The sequence below is a fragment of the Pectobacterium sp. HCp5_1 genome (assembly GCF_032905925.1).
Taxonomy (GTDB): Bacteria; Pseudomonadota; Gammaproteobacteria; order Enterobacterales; family Enterobacteriaceae; genus Pectobacterium; species Pectobacterium brasiliense_A.
In genome coordinates, this window is the sequence record NZ_JAUMIO010000023.1 from 21,639 (window position 1) to 47,888 (window position 26,250).

Annotated in this window: 26 protein-coding genes; 17 read left to right on the forward strand and 9 right to left on the reverse strand. The window is 55.8% G+C overall.

Features of this window, described 5'->3' with window-relative positions:
* Positions 1–15: 15 nt before the first annotated feature.
* Positions 16–1,287 carry a glycine betaine/L-proline ABC transporter permease ProW gene (proW, locus tag Q3A88_RS15570; RefSeq protein ID WP_233991235.1) on the reverse strand — a complete coding sequence of 424 codons (1,272 nt, stop codon included), beginning with the start codon at positions 1,285–1,287 and terminating at the stop codon, positions 16–18.
* Positions 1,280–2,482, reverse strand: a complete 1,203-nt coding sequence (proV, locus tag Q3A88_RS15575) for a glycine betaine/L-proline ABC transporter ATP-binding protein ProV (protein ID WP_317178233.1) — start codon at positions 2,480–2,482, stop codon at positions 1,280–1,282. Before proV ends, proW begins: the two co-directional genes overlap by 8 nt.
* A gap of 657 nt (positions 2,483–3,139) precedes the next feature.
* On the opposite strand from proV, the gene Q3A88_RS15580 reads away from it, so the two are divergent.
* Positions 3,140–3,724 carry a hypothetical protein gene (locus tag Q3A88_RS15580; RefSeq protein ID WP_039277072.1) on the forward strand — a complete coding sequence of 195 codons (585 nt, stop codon included), beginning with the start codon at positions 3,140–3,142 and terminating at the stop codon, positions 3,722–3,724.
* A gap of 149 nt (positions 3,725–3,873) precedes the next feature.
* Here the strand turns inward: Q3A88_RS15580 and hpxZ are convergent, their stop codons facing one another.
* Genes hpxZ through Q3A88_RS15600 form a run of 4 tightly spaced genes read right to left on the reverse strand, consistent with a single transcriptional unit; the run spans position 3,874 to position 7,649 of the window.
* Positions 3,874–4,260 (reverse strand): oxalurate catabolism protein HpxZ, encoded by a 387-nt coding sequence (hpxZ, locus tag Q3A88_RS15585; RefSeq protein WP_193399152.1) that lies wholly within the window; start codon positions 4,258–4,260, stop codon positions 3,874–3,876.
* Positions 4,261–4,303: 43 nt separating this feature from the next.
* Positions 4,304–5,794 carry an AtzE family amidohydrolase gene (locus Q3A88_RS15590; protein ID WP_233991233.1) on the reverse strand — a complete coding sequence of 497 codons (1,491 nt, stop codon included), beginning with the start codon at positions 5,792–5,794 and terminating at the stop codon, positions 4,304–4,306.
* Positions 5,795–5,820: 26 nt separating this feature from the next.
* Positions 5,821–6,018 carry an oxalurate catabolism protein HpxX gene (hpxX, locus tag Q3A88_RS15595; RefSeq protein ID WP_039288532.1) on the reverse strand — a complete coding sequence of 66 codons (198 nt, stop codon included), beginning with the start codon at positions 6,016–6,018 and terminating at the stop codon, positions 5,821–5,823.
* Between the two features lie 26 nt (positions 6,019–6,044).
* Positions 6,045–7,649 (reverse strand): gamma-glutamyltransferase family protein, encoded by a 1,605-nt coding sequence (locus Q3A88_RS15600; protein WP_317178234.1) that lies wholly within the window; start codon positions 7,647–7,649, stop codon positions 6,045–6,047.
* Between the two features lie 199 nt (positions 7,650–7,848).
* Between Q3A88_RS15600 and Q3A88_RS15605 the strand changes: the two genes are divergently transcribed.
* The 7 genes from Q3A88_RS15605 to hpxK all read left to right on the forward strand — a co-directional run bounded on the left by Q3A88_RS15605 (position 7,849) and on the right by hpxK (position 14,706).
* Positions 7,849–8,688, forward strand: a complete 840-nt coding sequence (locus Q3A88_RS15605; RefSeq protein ID WP_010282627.1) for a MurR/RpiR family transcriptional regulator — start codon at positions 7,849–7,851, stop codon at positions 8,686–8,688.
* A gap of 580 nt (positions 8,689–9,268) precedes the next feature.
* Positions 9,269–10,054, forward strand: a complete 786-nt coding sequence (locus tag Q3A88_RS15610; RefSeq protein WP_317178262.1) for a transporter substrate-binding domain-containing protein — start codon at positions 9,269–9,271, stop codon at positions 10,052–10,054.
* 12 nt (positions 10,055–10,066) lie between these two features.
* Positions 10,067–10,732, forward strand: a complete 666-nt coding sequence (locus Q3A88_RS15615) for an amino acid ABC transporter permease (protein ID WP_010282622.1) — start codon at positions 10,067–10,069, stop codon at positions 10,730–10,732.
* Positions 10,732–11,385 carry an amino acid ABC transporter permease gene (locus tag Q3A88_RS15620; protein WP_233991238.1) on the forward strand — a complete coding sequence of 218 codons (654 nt, stop codon included), beginning with the start codon at positions 10,732–10,734 and terminating at the stop codon, positions 11,383–11,385. The genes Q3A88_RS15615 and Q3A88_RS15620 overlap by 1 nt, the downstream gene beginning before the upstream one ends.
* Positions 11,366–12,109, forward strand: a complete 744-nt coding sequence (locus tag Q3A88_RS15625; protein WP_317178235.1) for an amino acid ABC transporter ATP-binding protein — start codon at positions 11,366–11,368, stop codon at positions 12,107–12,109. Before Q3A88_RS15620 ends, Q3A88_RS15625 begins: the two co-directional genes overlap by 20 nt.
* Positions 12,110–12,202: 93 nt before the next feature.
* Positions 12,203–13,447 carry a pyridoxal-phosphate-dependent aminotransferase family protein gene (locus Q3A88_RS15630; protein WP_233991230.1) on the forward strand — a complete coding sequence of 415 codons (1,245 nt, stop codon included), beginning with the start codon at positions 12,203–12,205 and terminating at the stop codon, positions 13,445–13,447.
* On the forward strand, positions 13,444–14,706 hold the full coding sequence (gene hpxK / locus Q3A88_RS15635; protein WP_317178236.1) for an allantoate amidohydrolase: 1,263 nt from the start codon (positions 13,444–13,446) through the stop codon (positions 14,704–14,706). The genes Q3A88_RS15630 and hpxK overlap by 4 nt, the downstream gene beginning before the upstream one ends.
* 6 nt (positions 14,707–14,712) lie before the next feature.
* On the opposite strand, the gene Q3A88_RS15640 is transcribed toward hpxK, so the two are convergent.
* Both Q3A88_RS15640 and Q3A88_RS15645 read right to left on the reverse strand, forming a co-directional pair.
* Positions 14,713–15,480 carry an amidohydrolase gene (locus Q3A88_RS15640; protein ID WP_317178237.1) on the reverse strand — a complete coding sequence of 256 codons (768 nt, stop codon included), beginning with the start codon at positions 15,478–15,480 and terminating at the stop codon, positions 14,713–14,715.
* A complete protein-coding gene (locus Q3A88_RS15645) occupies positions 15,468–16,625 on the reverse strand; it encodes a pyridoxal phosphate-dependent aminotransferase (RefSeq protein ID WP_317178238.1) in 1,158 nt (385 codons plus the stop codon). The genes Q3A88_RS15640 and Q3A88_RS15645 overlap by 13 nt, the downstream gene beginning before the upstream one ends.
* Before the next feature lie 179 nt (positions 16,626–16,804).
* Here Q3A88_RS15645 and Q3A88_RS15650 point away from each other — a divergent pair, with 179 nt between their 5' ends.
* The 9 genes from Q3A88_RS15650 to Q3A88_RS15690 all read left to right on the forward strand — a co-directional run bounded on the left by Q3A88_RS15650 (position 16,805) and on the right by Q3A88_RS15690 (position 25,061).
* Positions 16,805–17,422 (forward strand): methylthioribulose 1-phosphate dehydratase, encoded by a 618-nt coding sequence (locus Q3A88_RS15650; RefSeq protein ID WP_317178239.1) that lies wholly within the window; start codon positions 16,805–16,807, stop codon positions 17,420–17,422.
* Entirely contained in the window at positions 17,419–18,108 is a 690-nt protein-coding gene (gene mtnC, locus Q3A88_RS15655; RefSeq protein ID WP_317178240.1) for an acireductone synthase, read from the forward strand. The genes Q3A88_RS15650 and mtnC overlap by 4 nt, the downstream gene beginning before the upstream one ends.
* A complete protein-coding gene (locus Q3A88_RS15660) occupies positions 18,105–18,650 on the forward strand; it encodes a 1,2-dihydroxy-3-keto-5-methylthiopentene dioxygenase (protein WP_014916418.1) in 546 nt (181 codons plus the stop codon). Before mtnC ends, Q3A88_RS15660 begins: the two co-directional genes overlap by 4 nt.
* 457 nt (positions 18,651–19,107) lie before the next feature.
* Positions 19,108–21,135 carry a type VI secretion system tip protein TssI/VgrG gene (gene tssI / locus Q3A88_RS15665; RefSeq protein ID WP_317178241.1) on the forward strand — a complete coding sequence of 676 codons (2,028 nt, stop codon included), beginning with the start codon at positions 19,108–19,110 and terminating at the stop codon, positions 21,133–21,135.
* Position 21,136: 1 nt separating this feature from the next.
* Positions 21,137–21,862: a DUF4123 domain-containing protein gene (locus tag Q3A88_RS15670; RefSeq protein WP_317178242.1), complete on the forward strand. Its 726-nt coding sequence runs from the start codon at positions 21,137–21,139 to the stop codon at positions 21,860–21,862.
* Complete coding sequence (locus Q3A88_RS15675; RefSeq protein WP_110164088.1) at positions 21,859–22,377, forward strand: hypothetical protein; 519 nt, start codon at positions 21,859–21,861, stop codon at positions 22,375–22,377. The genes Q3A88_RS15670 and Q3A88_RS15675 overlap by 4 nt, the downstream gene beginning before the upstream one ends.
* A gap of 124 nt (positions 22,378–22,501) precedes the next feature.
* Positions 22,502–23,023 (forward strand): hypothetical protein, encoded by a 522-nt coding sequence (locus Q3A88_RS15680; protein WP_317178243.1) that lies wholly within the window; start codon positions 22,502–22,504, stop codon positions 23,021–23,023.
* Positions 23,020–24,735, forward strand: a complete 1,716-nt coding sequence (locus tag Q3A88_RS15685; protein WP_110164086.1) for a DUF2235 domain-containing protein — start codon at positions 23,020–23,022, stop codon at positions 24,733–24,735. Before Q3A88_RS15680 ends, Q3A88_RS15685 begins: the two co-directional genes overlap by 4 nt.
* A gap of 59 nt (positions 24,736–24,794) precedes the next feature.
* Positions 24,795–25,061 (forward strand): type VI secretion system PAAR protein, encoded by a 267-nt coding sequence (locus tag Q3A88_RS15690; protein ID WP_110164085.1) that lies wholly within the window; start codon positions 24,795–24,797, stop codon positions 25,059–25,061.
* Between the two features lie 57 nt (positions 25,062–25,118).
* Here the strand turns inward: Q3A88_RS15690 and mtnA are convergent, their stop codons facing one another.
* The gene (gene mtnA / locus Q3A88_RS15695; protein WP_110164084.1) at positions 25,119–26,147 is read right to left on the reverse strand and encodes an S-methyl-5-thioribose-1-phosphate isomerase; all 1,029 of its coding nucleotides are present in this window, start codon (positions 26,145–26,147) and stop codon (positions 25,119–25,121) included.
* Between the last annotated feature and the right edge of the window lie 103 nt (positions 26,148–26,250).

Here is a 26,250-nt window from a genome sequence, read left to right on the forward strand (position 1 = left end):
TGTTTTTATCGTGCGTTATTGCTTGATGAAAGGACGGGTCAGCAGACCAATCGGGCCGCTGGTGTACCAGCTTTTGTTGCCCTTGCTGCGGCGATCGCGTCCCAGAGACTGCGTCAGTCGGTCAAGAATAATCGCCAGAATAACGATCCCGACGCCGCCGACGGCAGCCAGACCCATATCCAGACGACCGATACCGCGCAGTACCATCTGGCCCAGACCGCCTACGGCGATCATCGAGGCGATAACCACCATCGACAGCGCCAGCATCAGCGTCTGGTTAACACCCGCCATGATGGTCGGCATAGCCAGCGGGAGCTGAACCTTAAACAGCATCTGGCGTGGACTCGCGCCGAATGACTCGGCAGCTTCGATCAAATCGGCCGGCACCTGACGAATACCCAGAATCGTTAAGCGAATAATTGGCGGCAGGGCAAAGATTATCGTCACCACGACGCCCGGCACGTTACCGATACCGAACAGCATGACGATAGGCACCAGATAGACGAACGCGGGCGTCGTCTGCATGGCATCCAATAGCGGGCGGATAAACTTCGCGGCTCGTTCGCTACGCGCCAGCCAAATCCCCATGGGGAGCCCGATGAGCACGCAGAAGAACAGCGCGGTCAGCACCAGCGCGAGCGTGATCATGGCCTGCGACCAGGCACCAATCGCACCGATGGCGATCAGAGACAGCAGGGTGGCGACACCCATGCCGAAGCTGGACATCTGCCAGGCAATCAGCGAGAACACCAGAATGGCAAGCGGCGCGGGCATACCCAACAGAAACTGCTGGAAGCCACTCAGAATAAAGTCGACTGGGACACGGACGCCCTGAAAGACCGGTCTGAAGTGCAGCACAACCCAATCGATCCCGTGGGTGACCCAACTGTCCAGTGGGATCAGCGTGTCCTTAAACGGATCGAGCAGGTTGAAATGCTCGGGTGTTGCAGGGGCGGCGTTATTCAGCCAGTCACTGCCGGATTGCGCCGCCTGATGGGCGGCATCGGCGGAACCATCGGGAGCCGGTGCGGTGCTCCAGGCATCGCTGCCGTTAGCCGGTGCATCCTGAGCAGGCGCGCCAGTGGACCAGGGATCGCCCTGCGCTGCGTGGTCAGGCGTCGTGCCATGCTGCGCGGGGGTTGAGCCATCGGCTGGTGCGCTCTGCGTGCTGGCTGCCCACGGATCGTTTTGCTGTGCGCCATTAGCCTGTTCAGGGGCTGCGTTTTGATCGGTCGGCTGATGTTGTGCCGTGGTGTTATCCCACGGATTTGATGTTGATTTACTCATTGGTCACTCCTTCCTTATCCAGTGCCTGTAGCAACATTCCTTTGGAAATGATGCCAATGTACTCATGGTTTTCGCCGACGACAGGAACGGCACAGGGGGCCTGTGCGACCTGAGAAATCAGCTCGTTGAGTGACATATCTGCGGGCACGGGAGCAGGTTCGGGCAGTAACGCATGTTCCAGCGGCTGCTGTTCTTTCAGCGCCAGCTTCAGTGAATCAATCGAGACGACGCCAATGAAGCGTTTTCCGCCTTCCAGCACGTAGCCGTAATCACGGTCTTCGTCCTGAAGGATTTTCAGCGCGGAACGTGGGCCCACGCCGGGCGTTTTACGGATTAAGGTGACCGGGCGACGGCGAGCGATATCTTTGGCGCTAAACACGTGGCTGATATCGACGCCGCGGAAAAAGGTGCGCACATAGTCATTGGCTGGGTTATTCAGGATTTCATCGGGTGTACCGACCTGAATGACTTCACCGCCGTGCATAATGGCAATGCGGTCGCCGATGCGCATCGCTTCATCCAGATCGTGCGAGATAAAGACGATAGTGCGTTTATGACGAGACTGGAGTTTGACTAACTCATCCTGCATTTCAGTACGGATCAGCGGGTCGAGTGCGGAGAACGCCTCATCCATCAGCAGGATATCGGGGTCATTCGCTAACGCACGTGCCAGACCGACACGCTGTCGCATCCCGCCGGACAGCTCATCCGGGTAAGACGCGGCGTAGGCTTCAAGACCAACCTGCTGCAAGGCATCCAGCGCTTTTTGCTCACGTTCCGCTTTCGGCACGCCAGCCAGTTCCATACCAAACGCGGTATTGTTGAGGATGTTCAGATGCGGCATCAGCGCAAAGGATTGGAACACCATGCTGATCTTCTTGCGGCGTACGTCACGCAGCGCGGTATCGGATATCCTGGAGATATCCTCACCGTCGATCAGTACCTGACCCCGAGTGGGTTCGATCAGACGATTGAGAAGGCGTACCATGGTTGATTTGCCGGAACCGGATAATCCCATGATGACAAATATCTCGCCTTCTTCAATGGCCAGACTGGCATCTTTCACGCCGACAGTAAGCCCTGTTTTTTCAAATACCTGATCTTTGCTCAGGCCTTTATCAATCAGTTTAAATGCTCTGTCAGGATGCTCGCCAAATATCTTATAAAGATTCTTTACTTCAAGTTTAATTGCCATGAAATTATTGTTTTCCTATGTCGTTTATAATTCTATAACGTAGCCCTGATAATGATTAAACATAATCTACCCTACCATACTCAGATTCTGAGACAACCCTTGATTGCCTCAGAGACGTTTCCCGGAAGGTTAATATTCGCGATAACAGTAACGCTATTATTACTGCCTTATCTTCATGATTTACGTGATCTTTATGATTTTTCATTGGAAGGGTAATTCTTTTTATAACAGTGTGTTACCTGTTGATTTTTACGCGTTGGATTCGCAGGGGATATAACCTTTTCTGATGGTGGATAAACCGCGATTTATAGTGAATTTCACTAATCGAATAATATGATAAATAAATCACATTTTTCGGGTTGTAGACACTCAAATAGACCGACGTAGGTACATTTTTTACTTATGATATCTGTCGGTATTTTATACAGTATAGCAAAGATATTGCGGGTAAAATGATTGCGTTAATTCTCACCAATAAATGAGAGTGTTCTGAATAATATATCTGTCATATTTAGGGAGTAACAACCAGCGGTAAGTGGGGATTTTGCGTGTTTTTAAAAATTGCGAAGCAAAACCAGAAAGAGAAATAAGGACATTGTCACAAGAAAGGTATTTTGGTTATCTGCTCATCTGATTTCTGCTAAGGAAAAGCTAAACGTGGTCACTTGGGAATACCATGATTTCGAAGACTATACAGGGAATGGTGAGTTGCTTATGCGTCAGTTTATCGTTGGTGGCATGGTATATGCCATTGGTTTCCAGAAACTCCAGTCAGCGGACGAATTGCTTAATAAAGGGATTGATGAGAAACATAACATACCTGGTTTTCAAATGCCCCAGTCGGGTCTTTGGACGGTGGCTTTTGATAAAGTTGAGAATCAAGAGCGTTTGGAAGCTTATCAGCATGTTGAGCTCAATTCTGGGCAAATTCTAAAGGTGATTACGTCGGTTGCCAGAGCGATTTTTGACCACTACAATGTTTCCCGATCTGGTGCTTACTATTGGTGCGCAGCTCCCGACCTTTCGGGGAAAAGGAAAATCGATCTCGCGGATTTATATGATGGTTTACTGGGGTTAGCAGGGAAAAACAGATTTAACATTCGTATCCCTGGTATGCAGTCATTTAATCGACTTGGTTCAGATAGGAGAAGCTATGTCATCCTCACACGATATTACGACGTTAAGTCTTCAGGAACAGGCATTTTTCGCCTTGGGGAAAAAGCTGCAAATGGCAGCGCGTGATGTGATAAAGCGTAAGCTGGCTTCTGGTGAATATGTGCTTATTGATGGCAAATATTATCTAGCCTCAGATGCTCCTAATTTGGCGGATAAGTAGATTAGTGGGAACTGAAACAAGCGCATAGAGATTGCGCTTGTTTTCTTTTTCATTGCTACGAACTCATCAGGCTGACGTGGGCAGCGACAACGCGCCAGCCTTCGGGCATTTTTACCCAGGTTTGCATTTGGCGACCGATCTTCGTACTGCCTGCGCGGGTAAACTCCGTGCTGGCGACGGCCATATCATGACCATAGGTGGTGATGACCGTATTACGCAGGGTTCTGTCCAGACCGGCAGAGGGGCGAGCGAGACGAAAGGCGCGGATTTCCTCGATCCCGTACAGATTTTCTCCCGCACCGTAGCGCACCGTTTTGTCATCGTGCCAGAACAGTTCATCCAGTACCGCAACGTCATTACCCGTTAAGGCTTTCTCATAGCGATAAAACGCGGCGGTCACGTCGGCCAGCACATCCGGCTGGTTAATATCTTCAGGCAACATATTTTCTTTCCTCATAAGGTATACACCCTAAATAATTCGAGTTTCAGGCAGGCGGCAAGGGAGGGAGTCCCGATGAGCTTACACTGGTAAGTGATTCGGGTGACTGAGCGCAGCCAACGCACATGCAACTTGAAGTATGACGGGTATAGGTTATGCCCTGCTGCTCAAGCGCCCACGCCGTCCGCAGACAAAGATCCTCGCGCCACGGTGCGGCAATAATCTGCACGCCTATCGGCAGGCCGCTGGCGGTTGCTACCGGCACAGTCACGACGGGCAGACCGACGAAAGAGATCGGCTGTGTCAGCATGCCCATGCTGGCGCGGACGGGTAGATCGGTATCATTAATGCGCATGGTTTCCTGCCCAATGAGCGTGGCGGAACAGGGCGTCGCCGGGGCGATCAGCAGGTCGGTGTGCTCAAACAGTGCCAGCGTCTGTTGACGGAAATAATGACGGAAGCGCTGAGCCTGCACATACCAGGCCGCGGGGATCATAGCGCCTGCCAGCAGCCGCTCACGTGACAGGGGCTCGAAGCGCTCGGGCTGCGAGCGTAAGTCTGGCAGGTACTGGTTACCCCCTTCGCTGGCCGACAGAATAAAGGCGGCGCTACGTGCCAGTGCGGCATCGGTTAGCGTCAGGCTGTCCTGTGCGCCCAGCGCCTGTGCGATCTGACGAACGGCGGCGTTGGCCTCCTCGCTGGCCCACGTGGAGAAATAGCCGTCGAGCACCGCGTAGCGTAATCCGTCACTGCCCGCTTCCAACCGTGCGGCGGTATGCTGCGTTTCCCGCTTGGCCTGAAAACGATCGTGTTCGTCGCGACCTTGTAAGGCATCGAATACTAATGCCAGATCGTCTGCGCTACGCGCCAGCGGGCCGATATGGTCGAGGCTGGCGACAAACGGGTGGCTGCCGTGACGTGATAACCGGCCAAACGTCGGCTTTAGCCCGAAAATGCCGCAGAGCGACGACGGCACGCGGATCGAGCCATTGGTGTCGCTGCCCAGCGTGAAGTTAACCAAGCCTGCTGCGACGGCAGCGGCCGATCCGCCAGACGATCCACCCGCAATGCGCTGTGTATCAAGCGGGTTACGCGTGGGGCCGTAATGGCTGTTTTCGGTGGTAAAGCCGTAGGCATAGGCATCCATATTCAACATGCCGGACAGCAGCGCGCCCTGGCTGGCAAGCTGGCGGATGGCAAAAGCATCCTGTGCAGCGGGCGGTCGCTGGCTGAAAAGCTCGGCACCCGCTAACGTGGTTTCGCCACTGACATCAAACAGGTTTTTGACGGCGTAAGGCACGCCGGCCAGCGCGGGCAAAGTTTCCCCGCGTTGACGGCTGGCGTCGATGCGTTCTGCCTCTGCCAGCATGCGTTCGCCGGTGACATGGGTGTAGGCATTAATCGTGGGGTTGGCCTGCTCAATGGTGCCCAGCGCCTGCTGTGCAAGCTCTCTGGCGGAGAACGTGCCGGTTTGCAAGCCTTGCTGAATCTGTCGGATGGATAACGATGAGGGGGCACTTCTGGCGTATGAACTCATAGCGTATAAGCTCCTAGCGTATAAACTCATAGCGTATAAACCCCAGCAATTTCCTGATGCTCATCAAGAGGAAAATCCATCAGCGGCTGCGCCATGGCGTGAATGCGGCTGAACTGCACTAACAGCTCCTGACGCCGTTCCTGACTGAGTTGCAGCGCCAGCAGCGTTTCCATGTGCTGAAGATAAGCGGCTAGCGTGTCGTTATCGATAGATGTTGCCGTCATGCAGTGTTCTCCCTGTTGAGTGATGATTAAAAACCTGCCGCGCTGCCGTTGCTGCGTGGGTCGAAGGCACCTTCCAGCATGCCGTTGGTGTGCCGTACGATGGCCCCTGCGTGGCCGACCGTTTCACTAAAGCTGCTCAAGAGTTCGACGTCGTGACCGAGCTGACGCAAGGCATCCACAGTGGCGGGTTTAAAACGATCTTCGATCTTCAGCGTATCGGAGACCTGTCCCCAGGTACGGCCCAGCAGCCAGCGTGGGGCGGTAATCGCCTGTTGCAGCGGCAGCCCTTGCTGAACGTGACGGATAAAGATGGCCGCCTGCGTCTGCGGTTGTCCGTCGCCGCCCATCGAGCCGTAGACCATCGTTCGACCATCGGACAGGCGTGCGGCGGCAGGGTTTAAGGTATGAAAAGGCTGCTTACCCGGCTCTAGCGCCAGCAGGTGTGCCGGATCGAGGCTGAAAGAGGCACCGCGGTTTTGCCAGAGCACGCCAGTTCCCGGTAAAACCACGCCGCTGCCAAACTCGTGGTAAATGCTTTGAATAAAAGAGACGCACAGGCCGCTGCTGTCGCATACCCCCATCCAGACAGTGTCGCCGGGGCCTTTGCCTTCTCCCCACGGTGCGGCTTTGCGCGTATCGACCTGCCGAGCTAGCACGCCGAGTGCATCGTTTTCCAGCAGCGCCTGAACGTCCTGTTTCATCAACTTGGGATCGGTAATGAAGCGGTCACGCAGGCCAAACGCCAGCTTGGTCGATTCGACAATGCGGTGGATCGTCTGGCTATCGCTCAGATCTTCCATGTCTAAATGATCGGTCAGGCCGAGAATCGCGAGCGACACCAGACCCTGCGTCGGCGGCGCGAGGTTATAGATGTCGCCTTTGCTGTGCTTCAGCACCAGCGGCGTTGTCCGCCTGGCGCGGTAATTTGCCAGATCGTCAGCCGTTAGCGGCATACCGAGCTGCGCCATCTGTGCCGCCAGCTGATTGGCTACGGAGCCGCGATAAAAACTGTCCAGCCCTTCAAGGCTTAGCGTCGTCAGGGTATCGGCTAAATCCGACTGCGTGAAACGGCTGCCCGCGCGCGGGATATTTCCTTGCGGCATAAACAGCTGGCTGAAGGCCGAACAATCGCCCAGCTCGTGATAGCGCTGGGTGAGTGCATCTTCCTGAGACTGCGTGACGGGAATGCCGTCAGCCGCATAGCGAATCGCGTCAGATAGCAGACGAGCCAGCGGCATCGGCGTGCTGTCTATTTTTTGTGAATTGTCCAACTCTTGTGAATAGGCCAGCGCTTCCTGCCAGCCGCCGACGGTGCCTGCGACCGTCAGCGCCGCTTTCGGGCCGCGGTGCGGAATGCGACTTTCGCCCTGATAGTACTCACGGCAGGCCAGCGACCCCGCCGCCCCGCTGGCATCGATAGCCACGGGTTCACCGTGTGGTGGCACAATTAGCCAGAAACCGTCGCCGCCGATCCCGTTCATATGCGGGTACACCACGGCAATAGTTGCCGCTGCGGCGACCATGGCTTCAATAGCGTTGCCACCTTCACGCAGAATCGCCAACGCGCTGGCACTGGCTAAATGATGAGGTGCTACCGTCATGCCCAGCGGGGCGGTGTTGCTTTGCATCATCTCAGGATTCCTTTTTAAGTTTTATGTAGGGTGATGAGTTCTATTAACCCTAGCTATAAGCAAACGGCGTTCCAGTTTTTTATTGCGGTGGAAAGTTGGTATGCGGTGCTGGAGGAGGTATCTATATCATCCTGACAATCCTGTGCTATGTTCTGCGACATGAAACAAACGTTACAGCAAGCGCAACGGGTGAGAGACGATGATGCAAATAGATGAACGATTACGGGATCGCTACAGCGAGCTTTCACCGCAGGAACAGCGTGTCGCGGATTTCATCTTCGATCACTTTGATGATCTGATTAGCTACAACAGCGCCGAGCTGGCGCGGCTGAGCGGCGTCTCCAAAGCGACAGTCAGCCGGTTGTTCAAACGGCTGGGCTACCCCAGCTACCGCGACATGCGCGATGAGCTCAGAACGCTGCGCCAGAGCGGGATGCCGCTGGCGGATAACCGGGATGCTGTGCAGGGGAATACGCTGCTGGCGCGGCATTACAAGCAGGAAATGGCGAACCTGACACAGTGGATCAACCAAATTGATCCCGTGCAGTTTGGCGCGGTAATTCAGGCGTTGATGCAGGCGCAGCGCCTGTGTTTGATTGGGCTGCGCAATAGCTATCCGGTGGCGTTGCACCTGCGCCAACAGCTGCTCCAGATTCGCCAACAGGTCACGCTGCTGACGCAACCGGGGCAGACGTTATCCGAAGAGCTGGTGGATCTCACTGCGCAGGATGTCGTGATTGTGGTGGCTTTTCGCCGCCGTCCACGCCTGATTCAGCCGTTATTGGTGCAGTTGCAAAAGCGCGGGGTGCCTGTGCTGCTGTTGTGCGAGCCACAGGTGAGTACGCTAATGTCGCTGGCAACCTGGTCGCTGTGCGTCCCGCTGGACAGCGTCTCGGCGTTTGACAGCTATTCGTCCGCCATGAGTTTAGTTAACGTGATCAGCAATGCGCTGCTGCATGAAATGCTGCGTGACGGACGCCAGCGCATCCACCAGATCGTGGATCTTTATGGTGAACTGGATGAGCTTGAGCAACGCTAATGGTGCGTTGGGATGGTGCTGTTGCACTAAAATGGTGCTAGTTAATTGGTGTTCTTATCTGTCATGTGGCTTGTTTCGGGCGTGATAAAACTGGATTATTTTTGTGACATAGCGCCACGCCCGACATAGGGCAGCTCAAACGCCGCTTGCCCTATGAACCCAGGCTTTTTTCGCGGAATTGCGCCGCTTCGCGGTACCTTCGGCGTTCATGGCCGCAACACGGACCGCCAGCGACGCGCTCCCGACGCGGCGCTGACTTTCGCGGCGTCCATGCCGCTCATCCGGCGGTCATGCTCACCTCAGCGCAATTTTTTACGCGAATAAGGCATAAAACCACAAGGTTAACTCCTGAGTATCACGCCCGAAACTGTTCACCAATATTCCATATCTACAGCTATGCCATATTTCAGCATGATTCCCTGACCTTCTACATTGTTCCTCATCGTCAAGGGTACCCGCGTAATCTGGCACACTCCTTGCTTAATATTTGCAACGATGGTTTCAATTTTTGTTTTTAAAGAATCTTTCGTTTCAATTATACTAACCGGGGGCAGAGACGATGTTGATCAATAAACTGGGCATCAAAAAAGGGTTACTGGCGGTGATGGGCGCGGCAATGTTACTGGTTCAGGCCAGTAGCGCGATGGCCGATCAGTTGCAGGATATCGAGAAGCGCGGTGTGCTGCGTGTCGCCGTCCCGCAGGATTTCCCGCCGTTTGGATCGGTAGGAACGGATCTGCAACCGCAGGGGTATGACATCGATATCGCTCGCTATCTGGCGAAAGAGATGAAACTAAAGTTGCAGCTGGTTCCTGTCACCAGCGCCAACCGCGTGCCGTATCTGCAAACCAACAAAGTTGATCTGGTGATCTCCAGTCTGGGCAAAAATGCTGAGCGTGAAAAAGTGATCGATTTCAGCCGCGCCTACGCGCCGTTTTTCCTCGGCGTATTTGGGCCGAAAGACAACACGCTGACATCATCAGAAGCGTTGGAAGGCAAAAGCATCGGCGTCACGCGCGGTGCGGTAGAAGACATGGTGCTGACGGATATCGCGCCGAAGGCCGCACAGATTAAGCGCTACGAAGACAACAACACCACGCTGTCGGCGTACCTGTCCGGGCAGGTGGAATATGTCGCCACCGGCAACCTGGTTGTGGCGGCGATCGCCGAGCAGAACCCGACGAAAGCTCCGGTGGCGAAGTTTATGCTGAAAGATTCGCCGTGCTACATCGGCCTGAAAAAGGATGAACCCGCGCTGAAAGCAAAAGTCGATGCCTTGATTGAGCAGGCTCTGAAAGATGACACGCTCAATAGCCTGTCGGAAAAATGGCTGAAAGCGCCGCTGCCGGCCAGCATCAAGGCTTAACGGGAGCACGCCATGACCTATCAGCTTAATTTTTCTGCGCTGTTTCCGTTCTGGCCTGAGCTGCTGGAGGGGTTGTGGGTCACCATTGAGCTGACGGTCATGGCAACCCTCGGCGGCATTGCTATCGGCATCTTCGGTGCGGCCTTGCGCAGCGGCAAGCCCACTCTGCTGAGTCGGCTATGGGGTGTCTACGTCGAGCTGATCCGCAATACGCCGTTTGTGGTTCAGCTGTTCTTCATCGTCTTCGGCTTGCCGAGCCTGGGCTTGAAGCTCACCGCCGGACAGGCCGCGCTGTTGGCGATGTTGATTAATCTGGGAGCGTACAGCACCGAGATTATCCGTGCGGGGATTCAGGTTACGCCGAAAGGCCAGTGGGAAGCTGCCCGCGTGCTGGGGCTGACGCGAATGCAGACCTTTTTACGTGTGATTCTGCCGCCCGCGCTCCAGCGGATTTATCCGGCGCTGGTTAGCCAATGCATCATTGTCATGCTGGGGTCGTCGGTGGTGTCGCAGGTGTCTTATGAGGAACTGACCTTTGCCGCCAACCTGATTCAGTCCCGTACGTTTTTGAGCTTTGAAGTGTATCTGGCAACCACGCTGTGTTATCTGGTGCTGTCTGTTCTGATGCGACAACTCTTACTGCTGGCAGGTCGGCGCTTTCTGGGGAATCCGTCATGATGACATTTACCGACTGGGATATTGTGCGCAACCTGCTGCTGGCGGCACGTTGGACGTTACTGCTGTCGCTGACGGCGTTTATCGGCGGTGCGATAGTGACCTTTCCGCTGATGCTGCTGCGGCTGACGAAACGCAAATGGCCGATGCGCTTTGTCCATCTGTATTCCGAGCTCTTTCAAGGAACGCCGCTGCTGATGCAGCTATTCCTCGCCTTTTTCGGGCTGGCGCTGTTCGGCATTGATGTGAGCCCGTGGACGGCGGCGGCACTGGCTCTGACGCTCTTTACCAGCGCCTTTCTGGTGGATATCTGGTGCGGCAGTGTCGAAGCGTTGCCGAAAGGGCAGTGGGAAGCGTCGCGCTGCCTCGGGCTGGATTTCGGCCAAACGCTCTATCGGGTGATTGCGCCGCAGGCGATGCGTATCGCCATCGCGCCTACCGTGGGGTTTTCCGTGCAGGTGATTAAAGGTACTGCGCTGGCGTCGATCATCGGGTTTATCGAACTGACCAAGGCGGGAACCATGTTGAATAACGTGACCTATCAGCCGTTTAAAGTGTTCGGATTGGTGGCGCTGGGCTACTTCCTGATGTGCTATCCGCTCTCTTACTACAGCCGCTATCTGGAGAAGAAATTCAATGCCGCTCATCACCATTAATCAGGTTCAAAAATATTACGGCCAGAACCATGTCCTGAAAGGCGTGGATCTGGATATTGAAATGGGTGAGGTCATTTCGATCATCGGGCGCAGCGGTTCTGGTAAGAGCACGCTATTGCGCTGCATGAACGGTCTGGAAGGCTATCAGGACGGCAGCATCAAGCTGGGCGGGATGACGGTCACCGACAGGGATTCGCAGGCGCGTGAAATCAGTCGCTCGGTCGGGATGGTGTTCCAGAACTTCAATCTGTTTCCGCACATGTCGGCGCTGGAAAACGTGATGCTGGCACCGCGCCGCGTGCTGGGTAAAAGCGCGGCGGAGTGCCGTGAGCTGGGCGAGCGGGTGTTGAAAAAGGTGGGGCTGGGTGAGCGTCTTCACTATTACCCAGCCAACCTGTCGGGCGGCCAGCAGCAGCGCGTCGCGATTGCCCGCGCGCTGGCGATGAGCCCGAAAGTCCTGCTGTGCGATGAAATTACCTCGGCGCTCGATCCTGAATTAGTCGGCGAAGTGCTGAAAGTGCTGGAACAGCTTGCTGCAGAAGGCATGACGCTGATTCTGGTCACGCATGAAATGAATTTTGCCCGTGAAGTGGGCGACCGCGTGGTGTTTATGCATCAGGGCACGGTCTGGGAGCAGGGCGACAGCAAAACGCTGTTCGCTAACCCGCAGACCCGCGAACTGAAACAGTTCATCGCCTCGGTCCGGGGACTATCGGAAGCGTAAGGCTTCCCTCTTTTGAGCTAATCACGCACGGAAACGCGCATTAAATCATTCGATTAGCAGATCGGTAACGTAAAGAATCTGGAGCACATAACCATGAACAGCGAACTGTACGCGCAAATCAATCCCCCTCATCGCCTGCTGATGGGGCCGGGGCCGATCAATGCCGATCCGCGCGTATTACGGGCAATGGCCAGTCAATTGGTGGGTCAGTATGACCCCGCGATGACGAACTACATGAATCAGGTCATGGCGCTCTATCGCCAGCTTTTCCGCACGGAAAACCGCTGGACGATGCTGGTCGATGGCACCTCGCGCGCGGGGATTGAAGCGATTCTGCTGTCGGCGATCCGCCCCGGCGATAAGGTGCTGGTGCCGGTGTTTGGTCGTTTTGGTCATCTGCTGTGTGAGATTGCCCGCCGCTGTCGTGCTGATGTTCATACCATTGAAGTACCGTGGGGCGAGGTGTTCTCGCCGGATCAAATCGAAGATGCGATCAAAACGGTACGCCCGCGTTTACTGCTGACGGTGCAGGGCGATACGTCGACCACCATGCTGCAACCGCTGGAGGAACTGGGCGAGATCTGCCGCCGTCACGGCGTACTGTTTTATACCGATGCCACTGCGTCTTTTGGCGGTAATCCGCTGGAAACGGATAAGTGGGGACTGGATGCGGTTTCCGCCGGATTGCAGAAATGTCTCGGCGGGCCATCTGGCAGTTCACCGATCACGCTCAGTTCGCAAATGGAAGCGGTGATCCGCCGTCGTAAATGTATTGAGCAGGGGATCCGAACGGACGCGCATCAGGACGGCGACGACGAGATGATCTATTCCAACTATTTCGATCTGGGCATGGTAATGGATTACTGGGGGCCGGAGCGCCTGAACCACCACACCGAGGCGACGAGCATGCTGTTCGCCGCACGCGAGTGTGCCCGAACGATCCTCGAAGAAGGGTTGGATCGCAGTATTGCCCGCCATGCGCTGCACGGCAGTGCGCTGGTGGCGGGGATTCAGGGAATGGGGCTGGATACCTTTGGTTCACTGACCCACAAAATGAATAACGTACTGGGCGTGGTGATTCCTGACGGCGTTCACGGTGAACAGGTGCGTAAGCTGCTGCTGGAAGATTTCGCCATTGAGATCGGCACGTCATTTGGCCCGCTTCAGGGCAAGATCTGGCGCATCGGGACAATGGGCTACAACGCGCGTAAAGACTGCGTGATGCAAACGCTGACAGCGCTGGAAGCGGTGTTGAATCGCCTTGGCTTCCGTACCGTGCAGGGCGAAGCCTTGCAGGCCGCCTGGAATTGCTATGCGGCGGATGAGGGTCGTGCATGAGTGAAATGTTGATGTTGCCCGCTGCTGCACAGGTCGCTGCTGAGCAGATTATGTCGCGCTGCGATGCGCTGGCGGAAATCAGCGAAACACCCGGCCAACTGACCCGTGTTTATCTGTCGCTGGAGCACCTGCGTGCCAATGCACAGGTGGGTGAATGGATGCGCGAAGCGGGCATGAACGTCTGGCAGGATAGCGTTGGCAACATTTGTGGTCGCTATGAAGGATTAACACCGGATGCGCCAGCGCTGTTGCTCGGTTCGCATCTGGATACGGTGCGCAATGCCGGACGCTATGACGGCATGCTGGGCGTATTGACCGCGATTGAAGTGGTACGTGCGTTCCATCAACAAGGGATGCGTTTACCCGTGGCGTTGGAAATCATCGGCTTCGGCGATGAAGAAGGCACGCGTTTTGGCATTACGCTGCTGGGCAGTCGGGGATTGACGGGCACCTGGCCGGAGAACTGGCTGGAGTGTCAGGATGCCGAGGGCACCAGTGTGGCGCAGGCGTTGACCATTGCGGGGCTGGATCCGCTTGAGGTGGTGCACGCAGCACGTCCGGTCAGCGATATCACCGCCTATCTGGAGTTACACATCGAGCAAGGGCCGTGTCTGGAACAGCAGGATCTGGCGCTGGGCGTGGTCACCGCGATCAATGGGGCGCGGCGGCTCAACTGCACATTCCTCGGGCTCGCGGGGCATGCGGGCACGGTGCCGATGACGCAGCGGCAGGATGCGCTGGCGGCGGCCGCCGACTGGATGGCACAGGCTGAGCGGATAACGCGGGAAAGCGATCCTCATCTGGTCGCCACGTTTGGCACATTACAGTGCTTACCGGGCGCGGCGAACGTTATTCCCGGTGAGGTGAAGATGACGCTGGATATTCGCGGGCCGGAGGATGCACCGCTGGATGCGCTGCTACAAACACTCCTGACGCTGGGGCAGACTATCGCGCACCAGCGCGGCTGCCAGTTCAGCGCCGAAGAATATTATCGCATTGCGGCAACCCGCTGCGATCCCGCCTTGCAGTCGGTATTAAATGAGGCGGTAACGCAGGTACAAGGCAAAACGCTGATGTTGCCAAGCGGCGCGGGGCACGATGCGATTGCTATTGCCGAACGCTGGCCGGTGGCGATGTTGTTTGTCCGCTGCCGCGGCGGCATCAGCCACCATCCTGACGAGTCCGTGACCACGGCAGATGTGGCGCTGGCGCTACAGGCGTTCTATCAGGCGGTGTTCTATCACGCCTCTGCACAGTAACGACAGCTACAGCGTAAAGCGATCGGCATCGCGCCAGGCAGGGAAGGATTCCCGGTAGCTTTGCAACGCTTCCAGCGACAGCTCGGCGTCCAGACGGGCAGGCTGGTTGGGAGCGGCAGATGCCAGAATGTCCCCTTGCGCATTAATAATCAGGCTATCGCCGCGGTAGCTGTGGCCGTTGCCGTCGGTGCCGACGCGGTTGCAGCCTGCCACGTAGGCCTGATTCTCAATGGCACGCGCCGCCAGAAGCGTCTGCCAGTGTGCGGCTCGTGGCGCTGGCCAGTTGGCGACATACAGCGCCAGATCGTAGTCCTGCCGGTTGCGTGACCAGACCGGGAAACGCAGGTCGTAGCAGATCATCGGACAGATACGCCAGCCGCGCCACTCAAGGGTGACCCGCTCCGTGCCTGCCTGATAGTGATGGTGTTCGTCCGCCATGCGGAACAGGTGGCGTTTATCGTAGTGATGCACCTCGCCGTGCGGATCGACCAGCAGGAACCGGTTCACCGCACCTTTTGGCGTATTTACCGCGACGCTACCGCCGATCAGCGCATTTGCCTTCTGCGCCCACTGGTGCAGCCACGCCTCTACAACCGACTGATCCAGACTGCCTTTGGCGGCTTCCATCGCAAAGCCGGTGGTGAACATCTCCGGCAGGACAATCACATCACGCCCGCTCATCTCTGCCAATAAGGTATCGAAGTGGCGCAGGTTGGCTTCGCCATCGCGCCAGACCAGCGGCTGTTGCAGCAATGAAATCTTTAAAGTCGACATAAACGCTCCGCAGCGGCATCCAACGTTGCTTCCTGTTTAGCAAAGCATAGTCGAATCAACGTATGTGGGAACGGAGCGGCGCAAAAGACGGACAGCGGAATGGCGGCAACGCCAACGTGCTCGGTCAGCCAGCGGCAGAAGCTGACATCGTCCAGATCGGAAATTGCCCGATAGTCCGCCAGCAGGAAGTAAGTGCCTTCGCAGGGCAGAATCTCGAAACGGCTGCCTGCCAGCGCCTTGATGAAGCGATCGCGACGCGCGCGGTAAAAATCGGGCAGTTCACGCCAGTGTTGCGGCTGTTCACGCAGCATATCGGCAATCGCGAACTGCGCGGGCGTATTCACGGAGAACGTCAGATACTGGTGAACTTTCCGCACTTCTGCGCTTAAGGCGGCTGGGGCGACGCAATAACCGACTTTCCAGCCGGTCATGTGGAACGTTTTGCCAAATGATGAAACGGCGATAGCGCGTTGGCGCAGCGACGGATGGGCCAGTACGCTGGCGTGTCCTTCGCTGTCAAAACAGATGTGTTCGTAGACTTCATCGCTCAGCACGAAGATGTTGCGCGCGGCAATTGCCTGCCACAGCTGCTCAAAATCTGCCTTCTGCCAGACGGTGGCGGACGGGTTGTGCGGCGTATTCAGGATGACCAAACGAGTGCGGTCGCTCAGCAGCTCAGAAAAATGCGACCAGTCCACGCGAAAGGCGGGTGGCTGCAAGGCGATGCGCTTGAGTACGCCGCCGGCCAGCGTCACGGCGGGCGCATAGCTGTCATAGCTGGGATCGAAACAAACCACTTCGTCGCCGGGGCGAACCAGCGCGGCAATGGCGGCAAACAGCGCTTCAGTCGCCCCCGCCGTAACGGTCACTTCGCTATCGGCATCCGGTCGCCAGCCGTACAGTTCTTCCGTTTTTTCAGCAATCGCCTGACGCAGCGGCGCGACGCCAGTCATTGGCGCATATTGGTTGGCGCCCTGACTGACGTGATACGCCAGCCGCTGTTGTAAATAGTCCGGGCCGTCAAAATCAGGGAAACCTTGTGATAGATTGATGGCCTGATGCTGTTGGGCCAGCGCACTCATCTGGGTAAAAATGGTGGTGCCCAGCGAAGGCAGTTTACTGTCGGGGATCAGAGCGGCGCTCATAGCGGGGTGGAACTCCTGCAAGCCTGTATTGCTTGGTAATATAACATGCTGTTAGTATTTGGCAATCAAGACGCTTGGACGTTTAAACGGCTAAATGCCTTTGCGTGCTAAGACATAATGAAAAGATCTAAACCTGCAACTGCATGCTTTGAAACAGAAAGACCAAAACGGGAAGCCTCATGACTGAAAATCAACAATTGACGGCGCTGCTTGCGGCCTGCCACTGGATCGGCGAGAAAGGCTGGTGTCCGGCGACGGGCGGCAATATGTCCGTACGCCTTGATGACGCGCAGTGCCTGATTACTGAATCGGGTAAAGACAAAGGCAGCCTTCAGGCAGAGGATTTCCTGCTGGTGGAGATTGCCACTAATCATGTGCCGAGTGGTCGCACGCCGTCGGCGGAAACGGGGCTGCATACGCTATTATATCGCCGCGAGCCGACTATTGGTGCGGTGCTGCATACGCACTCGGTGAACGCGACGGTGCTGTCCCGGGTAGAGAAGGGCGCTGAACTGGTGTTGCACGGCTACGAAATGCAAAAGTCGCTGGCGGGGCAAACCACCCATTTGGATCGCGTGGCGATCCCGATTTTCGATAACGATCAGGATATTCCGGCGCTGGCGCAGCGGGTAACCGAGTACGCTAGGCACACGCCGCTACGCTACGGTTTTCTGGTGCGCGGTCACGGTCTTTACTGCTGGGGCGCGACGGTGAAAGAAGCGCGTCGTCATCTGGAAGGGCTGGAGTTCCTGTTCCAGTGCGAATTGCAACGTCGACTGCTGGAGGCGAAAGCATGATTAAGGCCATTTTGACGGATATTGAAGGTACCACCAGCGATATCCGTTTTGTTCACAGCGTGCTGTTCCCTTATGCCCGCGAACGTCTGGCCGACACCGTTCGCCAGCACGGTAGCGATCCTGAGATCGCGCAGGCGCTGGATGCGTTGCGTCAGGAGCTAGGTCAGCCGGATGCGGATAGCGAGACGCTGATTACCGCGCTGAACCAGTTTATGGATGAAGATCGTAAATCCACCGCGTTGAAGCAACTGCAAGGCATTATCTGGCGTGCGGGCTACCGTAACGGCGATTTTCAGGGGCATCTATACCCTGAAGTGGCAGCACAGCTAGCCGCATGGCAGCAGCAGGGCCTGCGCCTGTATGTGTATTCATCAGGTTCGGTAGAAGCGCAGCAGCTGCTGTTCGGCTATAGCAACGCGGGCGATCTGCGCCCGCTGTTCAGCGACTATTTTGATACCCGCGTCGGTGCGAAGCGGGAGACCGGCTCTTATCGCACGATTGCACAAGCCATTGGGCTGCCTGCTGAGCAACTGTTGTTCCTGTCGGACATTCGTCAGGAGCTGGATGCCGCGCAGGAAGCCGGTTGGCACACCTGTCAGCTTATTCGCGATGATGCGGATAACGTAAGCCGTCACCGTCAGGTGGCACGTTTTGACCAGATCGACTTACCGGAGTACGCCCAATGAGTGGATTAACCATTTTTAGCGACAGCGATGCCAGCCAGCCGATTTGGCAAAGTCAGGATGCCGAGGCGATTCAGAAACAGCTGAACGACATCGGCGTACGTTTTGAACGCTGGGAAGCCAGTCAGAAGCTGAGCGATGCACCGTCATCTGAGGAAGTGCTGGCCGCTTATCAGCATGAAATCGACAAGCTGGTGGCAGAAAAAGGCTATCAGAGCTGGGATGTCATCAGCATGCGTTCCGATAATCCGCAGCGCGCGGAGCTACGCACCAAGTTTTTATCCGAGCATGTGCATCACGAAGACGAAGTGCGTTTTTTCGTCGAAGGTGCGGGGCTGTTCTGTCTGCACCTTAACGGCAAGATTTACCAGATCCTGTGTGAGAAGAACGATCTGCTATCCGTACCCGCGGGCACCGCGCACTGGTTTGATATGGGACCGGAACCGCACTTCACCGCCATCCGCCTGTTCGATAACCCGGAAGGCTGGATCGCGCATTTTACCGGCGATAAGATTGCGGATGTGTATCCGAAGCTGGAGCGGTAGCGCGTAGGGGGCTATGCCCTTATCCCATGAATAAAAATGGTTTATCAATAGGTTGAGAACAGGGTGAATGCCCTGTTCTCATATAATGATGAGTCTTTTTTGATTCGCTATCTAATTTATTCAAAATGATATTATTTTAATATTAATCAATGTGCTTGCTTGGTTTTAGGCCTTTTTTTGCGCTATTAGCACTATGAACATCTTGTTATCCTTTACGCGTATTTTCTTAAAAGGAATAGCGTCAAGGATGCCACATGGAACGTTTTCACCACTCTTCATACCGTTTCAACCTCGCGACCTTCTTGTTTCCCACGACGTGAACATACCAAATCGCTGCTCAATTTAAATGCTCTGCGCTTTTCACCTGCGTGGCGTTTTTACTCATGTGGCGTTTAGCCAGGATGGCGCATGCGGTCGCCGTGGCAGCAGTAAAAACATAAAAATAAGGAGAAAGCCGATGGCAAACAGTACAGGATTACAGTTCACCGTAAAGGTCGGTGCCCTGGAAGCAGGCACTTTCGCGGTGGTGGATTTCAGGCTGGATGAAGGGCTGAACCGGCCTTTCAGCCTGTCGCTGAGTCTGGCGAGCGCGTTGCCGGATGTGGATTTCGGCGCGGTGCTGGACCAGCCGTGCGAGCTGATGATTTGGTATGAAGGCGAACTGAAACGTCGGGTCAGCGGGATTATCAGCGGCTTTACGCAGGGTGACACCGGTTTTCGGCGCACGCGCTATCAGATAGAAGTCCGTCCGGCCCTGTGGCGACTGGGATTACGCACCAACGCCCGCATCTTTCAGGCGCAGAAGCCGGAGGCGATTATCGGGGCGCTGCTGGAAGAAGCCGGTATCACCGACTACGCCTTTGCGCTGCGTAACGAGCATGCGGTGCGAGAATACTGCGTGCAGTATCGGGAAAGCGATTTAGCCTTTATCACCCGGCTGGCTGCCGAGGAGGGCCTGTATTTCTTCCACGAATACGAAGAGGGTAAACACCGGGTGGTGTTTGCTGACGATGCGGGCGCACTGACCAAAGGCCCCGAGCTGTTCTTCAATCTGGCGACGCAGGGGCTGAGTGAGGGCGAATATGTCCGGCGCTTCCACTACGCGGAGCGAGTGAGTACGGCTGAAGTCGAGCTGAAAGACTACAGCTTCAAGACACCGGCTTACGGGCTGTCGCACAAGAAAATGAGCGGCGAGCTAGAGCACCAGCGCGAAAGCTATCAGCATTACGACTACCCGGGGCGCTATAAGCAAGACCCGAGCGGCAAGGCGTTCAGCGGCTACCGACTGGATGCGCTGCGCTCAGGGGCGGTGACGAGCGAAGGGGAATCCAACTGCGCGGGGCTGATGCCGGGTAGCACCTTCACGCTGACGGAGCACCCGAATGCGACGCTGAATGCGGTCTGGCAGACGGTGAGCGTGACGCACGTCGGGCAACAGCCGCAGGCGCTGGAAGAGGAAAGCGGCGGCGAACCGACCACCATGAGCAACAGTTTTGCGGTAGTGAAAGGCACGACGACGTGGCGTGCTGCCATGCCCTACAAACCGATGGTGGACGGCCCGCAAATCGCCACCGTCGTCGGCCCAACGGGGGAAGAAATCTACTGCGACCAGTATGGTCGGGTAAAACTGCAATTCCCGTGGGATCGCTACGGTGCCAGTAACGACCAGAGTTCCTGCTGGGTGCGGGTCAGCCAGGGCTGGGCGGGTGGCCAGTACGGTATGATTGCCATCCCGCGTATCGGCCATGAAGTGATCGTCAGCTTCCTTGAAGGCGACCCGGACCAGCCGATTGTCACCGGGCGTACTTTCCACGCCACCAATCCATCTCCCTATCCGCTGCCTGCTAATAAGACACGAACCGTACTGCGCACGAAGACGCATCAGGGAGAAGGGTTTAATGAACTGCGCTTCGAGGATCAGGCCGGTCAGGAGGAGATTTATCTTCACGGGCAGAAAGATCTCAAGGCGCTCGTTGAGAATGACGTGGTCTGGCACATCAAACATGATGCCCACACGGAGATTGATAATGAGCGAGTCACCCGCGTTAAAGCCAACGATCACCTGACGGTTGAGAACGAGAAACGTGACCACGTGAAAGGCGCTCTCTCGCTGACCGTTGATGCGTCGATGCATCAGAAACTGGGGCAGGCTTTGCTGGTCGAGGCGGGTGAGGAAGTGCATGTAAAAGCGGGGGCTAAGGTGGTTCTTGAAGCGGGCGCGGAGCTGACGCTGAAAGTCGGAGGAAGCTTCGTGAAGATCGATCCCAGCGGCGTGACGCTAGTCGGCCCCGGCATCAAGATGAATTCAGGGGGCAGCCCGGGTTGTGGCTCTGGTTGGGCAGGCCAACTGCCCTCATTACCGGGAGCGGTTGAGGTGATGGCGCCGCCCCCATTGCCCAAAATACCGCCTCTTGAAAAACCGGTCTGTATTCCCTGTCTGCTGCGTGCCATGGCGCAGGGCGATGCGTTAATACAGGGAGAATAAGATGCTACCTGAAACTATCTGGCACCGGGGTGCCTGTATCGCTCTGCTGGAAGGGGCGAATCTCACCGCTGAACAGCGCGAACGGTTGAGTAAAAATCCGTTTTTACCGCTCTATTTTCATGATGACTTGTTTGAACTGATCAATCTGGGTCCCTGGCTTTGGCATTGTCCACCAGAGGATGAAAGATTACTGGCGACGCTTGTTCAGCAGGGGCACGTGGTTGGCCTGTTGGAGAGCGACCAATCCCTTAGCGCTTTGCAAAAGCAACTGGCTTTGGGGGTGAGGGTGATTGAACCCGCAGGGCAATTTAGCCAACTGCTGCGGTTCTACACGCCGTACGCGTTGCCTCTGCTTGTTGAACAACACGACGCCCCGTGGCTCGGTGGGCTGTTTGGCGGGATCGATCGCTGGTGGTTACGAGAATGCGACGGCAGTTGGCGCGAACTGAGTCTATCGATTCCTCCCACTGAACCTGTTCTGGTGAGATTGACGCCTGAGTTATATCAAGCGTTGCAAGGTTCGCCTGACGAGCATCGCCTGCTCGCTCTGTGGCAAGAGGGGGATAGCATCAGACATTTCCCGCCCTGCGAAAGAATGAGCATGGTCCGCAAGGCGCTGAGAAAAGCGGAGCAGGCCGGAGCGGTAGATGGCCAACGTCGGTTATGGGCATTCGCCTATCTGGAAGGTGGGCGTCAGGCGTTGGAAGAACAAAAGGGACGAACATGAGCGTGGCAAGCGGTTTGACAAGAGTCATCTCGGGGCTGATCACAGCGATATGGCAGATACTGCCGCGCTGGGGGCGGTGGACGGCAAGCATCCTGCTGGCGCTTTGGCTGGGCTGGACGTTTCTGATTCAGGAACGGCATGGCGGAGCGTCAATCGTTGTCCATTCGGTGATCGACCGCCCCATTAGCTATGTGTACGTTAACGGCAATATGGGTAGCAATACCTTTGCGTTTGATGGATTTCATGCCGGGGGAGGGGGAAGTGCAGGCCCCTATCGGATAGAGGGTGACATAGTCAAAATAGATTGGCTATTGAGTGCCACTCTAAAACAACAAGAAGAGCAGGGACTCCAGCCTGAGAAACATACCATCACTCTACCAATGCCGAAACGTGAGAAGGGACAGAATAGCTTTTGTGTGCTGATGCTACCTGATAACAAACCGATGATCAGGTGGGCTGAAAGCTGTGTCGTTGAAATGGATAGCATCGTCGATACCTATAGAACAAGGAGATAAGTAAAGTGGATTGGGATGATCTTGAATGTCGCGTTGCGCGTGAGGAAAGCTGTCATCAGGCAGGCACGATAGCGACTCAGCGTGTGGCAAAGGAATTGAATCAGCAAGAACAAAAGGGACGAACATGAGCGTGGCAAGCGGTTTAACAAGAGTGATCTCGGGGCTGATCACGGCGATATGGCAGATCTTGCCGCGCTGGGGGCGGTGGACGGCAAGCATTCTGCTGGTGCTTTGGCTGGGCTGGACGTTTCTGATTCAGGAACGGCATGGCGGAGCGTCAATCGTTGTCCATTCGGTGATCGATCGCCCCATTAGCTATGTATACGTCAATGGCAATATGGGGGGGAATACCGACGCATTTGATGGGCTTAATACCAGCGGTGGCACAGCAGGCCCTTATCGAATAAATAGTGACACCATTAAGATCAAATGGGAACTTGCGATGACTCGCAAACAGTATGATGAGCTTGGATATCGTCCAGAGATCCATACTGTAGTCTTACCAATGCCTAAACGTGAGAAAGGCCAGAATGATTTTTGTGTACTGTTCTTACCAGATAACAAGCTGATGGTTCGTTGGGTAAGCAGTTGCTATCTTGATATGGATGATGTAATTGCACCTTATCGCACAAGGAGAGGACGATGATCGACAGGGACGATCTGGAGTGTCGGATTGCTCGTGAGGAAAGCCGTCATCAGGCAGGTATAGGTACTTGTTCATTGGCTTTACAGATCGGCTTTTTCTTTGATGGCCTGAAGCGCAATATCAATGTGGATGAAGAAAGCCAGCGTCTGACCAATGTTGGTCGCTTATTTCGTGCCCATCCTGAAATAATTTTGGCTGAACTCACCTCTTCATATTCATATGCCAAAGTTTATATTCCTGGTTTAGCTACCCCCCTTGACGATACGCCATCCGAAAGGCTGGACAGTATTATGGACGCCAGACAGAAAGCGCTGCCTGAGGACTATGCCGATGCACTGGTTGAACAGGGCAAAGAAACGGCGGTCGATACTGTCAAGGGTGTTTTCAAAGGGGACTGGAGTCAGGTGCTCTCCAATAAGCTGGATGACCTACGGACCATGAAGAGCGGCCTCGATGCCGTAGCGTCCACTGCCAAAAAGGCGGTGACCCGCGCGCTGCTCGAAGCCGCCGAACCGATTCGGGATAACCCGATAGTAGCCGAGTTGCTCATGACCGGTGTTGATGCGCGGGTAGATTTGGCTAAAAATAAGTTCAAAAAAAATCTGGCAGATATCAAAAAAGCGAATCAACTGCCCATCAAACTGATCCAGATTTCGGTGTTCGGTGCCGATCTGGGGGCGGCGCTAGCCCGGCGATTTATCGATGAATTACTGGAAACACTCTGTACCAAAGTGGGAAGCGAATACCGCTACGGAGATAGCAAGGTTGAGGTCATCTTTGCTGGCCTGTTCGACTGCACACGCCGCAGCTCGCTGGACATGGGGGATACCGTGGCAACTGTCTCTGACGGGGCGGGTCTCGTTGCCCGGCACCCTGTTGTTGGTATGATCACTACGGCTTTTGGCGCGAAAGTGATTGCGTTTGATAAACCCCTCCACCCCGCAGTCAAAAGCGCCTTACACCTGATAGCGGCCCATGAACGACGAGAATACCGTCCTCTGTTGCCTTTGGGGCCGCTCCGGTCCGGCTGGCGTGAGGTGCTATGCCCCGGCATCAGTGAAGACGTGACGGGAGGACTGTTACCCAACGAACAGCGCCCCAGTGCCGAGCTGTGCCGGGTGCCGTTGCGACAAATGCTTGAAACCGCGCGTAGGGCGCAGGTGCCTTTTCCCAATTTTCGCACTCTTGATGCTAAAAACCCACGAGTAGCCCAGTATTTCGTCATGCAGGATAGTCGGCAGGGCTACTCCGCGAAGGCATACAGCGAGTTCTACAGCAAATGGGTGGGGAAAACGGCCCCGACCCCAGAGGTGTTCGAACTGCATATGATCCACTACTGCGTCTGGCTGGGGGAAAAATTGCATGACTACAAGATACTCCTCCGAAACGTGAGTGGAAGTGAACGGGATAAACTCAACGCGCAGTGGGGCTGGCTGAAGCAGGTTGAGTATGATGCGGATAATGTGCGGAGAAGCAGGGGGCTGCGTCGGCAGATGTATCACGGCGCAGCGTTAGTCAAGTTTTTCGATGAAGCCAAACGGGTGCCTCGTGAGGCGGATATCTTCTTCAATTATTTTATGCACGACTTTGCATCAGAGGAACTCCGGTTCGCTACGCTGGACGATCAGGCGAATACGATGTTGAGGAACAATAATTTCTTCGTCCCACGTGGAATAGAGGTATTGGCTGCCGATGACGAGGCCGCTGCATGATGGTCGCAGCAAGTCTGACTATTCAGTTAAAAGAACTAATCAACTAAAAGGACTAAAAAATGGGTAACGCCGTTAAAGTAGGCGATAGCGACACGGGGCACGGTAGTCATCCGCCGACGCCCGTCGCGGTGGGTTCATCAACGGTTAAGGTTGACGGCCTGCCGTTGGCCCGACAAGGCGATCCTTTGGTTCCCCATGGTCATGCGCGGAGTATTAGCAGCGGTTCATCCAGCGTACTCGTTGAGGGTAAACCTGCGGCGCGCACGGGTGATGCAGTGAGCTGTGGTGGCGTGGTGATGGGCGGGGGAACGGTCACTATTGGGTGATGGCTTCGCCGCGTCCGTGCGGCGTATCCTGAATTTCCTGGAAATATTTGTTTATCGTCACTTCAACGCTGTCTGAAAGATCCCTTCTTTTACGTCCTGTGGGGTGACCACGCCGGTGTCGAGTACCCAGCCGCTGATTAATGCTGCGGGGGTGACGTCAAACGCCGGGTTGTAGACTGCCGCGTTCTGCGGTGCCCACTGGCAGTGGCCGAAGCTGCCGGAAACGCCGGTGACTTCGGTGGCAGCGCGCTGCTCGATAGGAATCGCTCGACCGTCCGGGCACGCGGGATCGTGCGTGGTGTGCGGTGCCGCGACGTAAAACGGAATCTGATGATAGTGCGCCAGCACCGCGAGGCTGTAAGTGCCGATCTTATTAGCGACGTCGCCGTTGGCGGCGATGCGGTCTGCGCCGACCCAAATCGCATCGACCTGACCCTGCGCCATCAGACTGGCGGCCATCGAATCACAGATTAGCTGATAAGGAATACCTAGCTCACCCAGTTCCCAGGCCGTGAGGCGTCCGCCCTGCAAGAGTGGGCGCGTTTCATCGACCCACACCTGAGTGACCTTTCCCTGCTGATGTGCGCGCAGCAGCACGCCGATGGCGGTGCCGATGCCTGCCGTTGCCAGCCCGCCGGTGTTGCAGTGGGTCAGCAAGCGGCTGTTTTGCTTAACCAGCGCTGCGCCGTGATCGGCAATGCGTTCACACAGGGCGCGATCTTCTTCTACCAACCGCAGGGCTTCTTGTACCAGCGCATCGACAAACTGCGGCTGTGCCAGCGCCAGCTTCATGCGATCCAGATTGTTCATCAGGTTCACGGCGGTAGGGCGCGATGCCCGCAGCGTCTCCAGCGCCTGCGCCAGTTCGGCCTGCGATAATCCTTTCTCGGCCAGCAACGCGAGTAGCAGGCTGGCGGACAGGCCAATCAGCGGTGCACCGCGTACGCGTAGCGTCTGGATATGCTCAACCAGTGACGCGACATCTGGACACGGGCTCCAGCGTTTTTCTTGCGGTAGCGCCTGCTGGTCGAGGATCCACAGTTGGTTATCAACGATTTTCAGGCTGGTTGTGTTAAGTGTCTGCATAGGTCGTTAAATCCATGTTGCATCGATATTCTTATTCTGCCAAGATGCCCGATAGATGTATAGACGTCCGAACGTTTTTATGTCCGTATCTTGAATTTAAGCA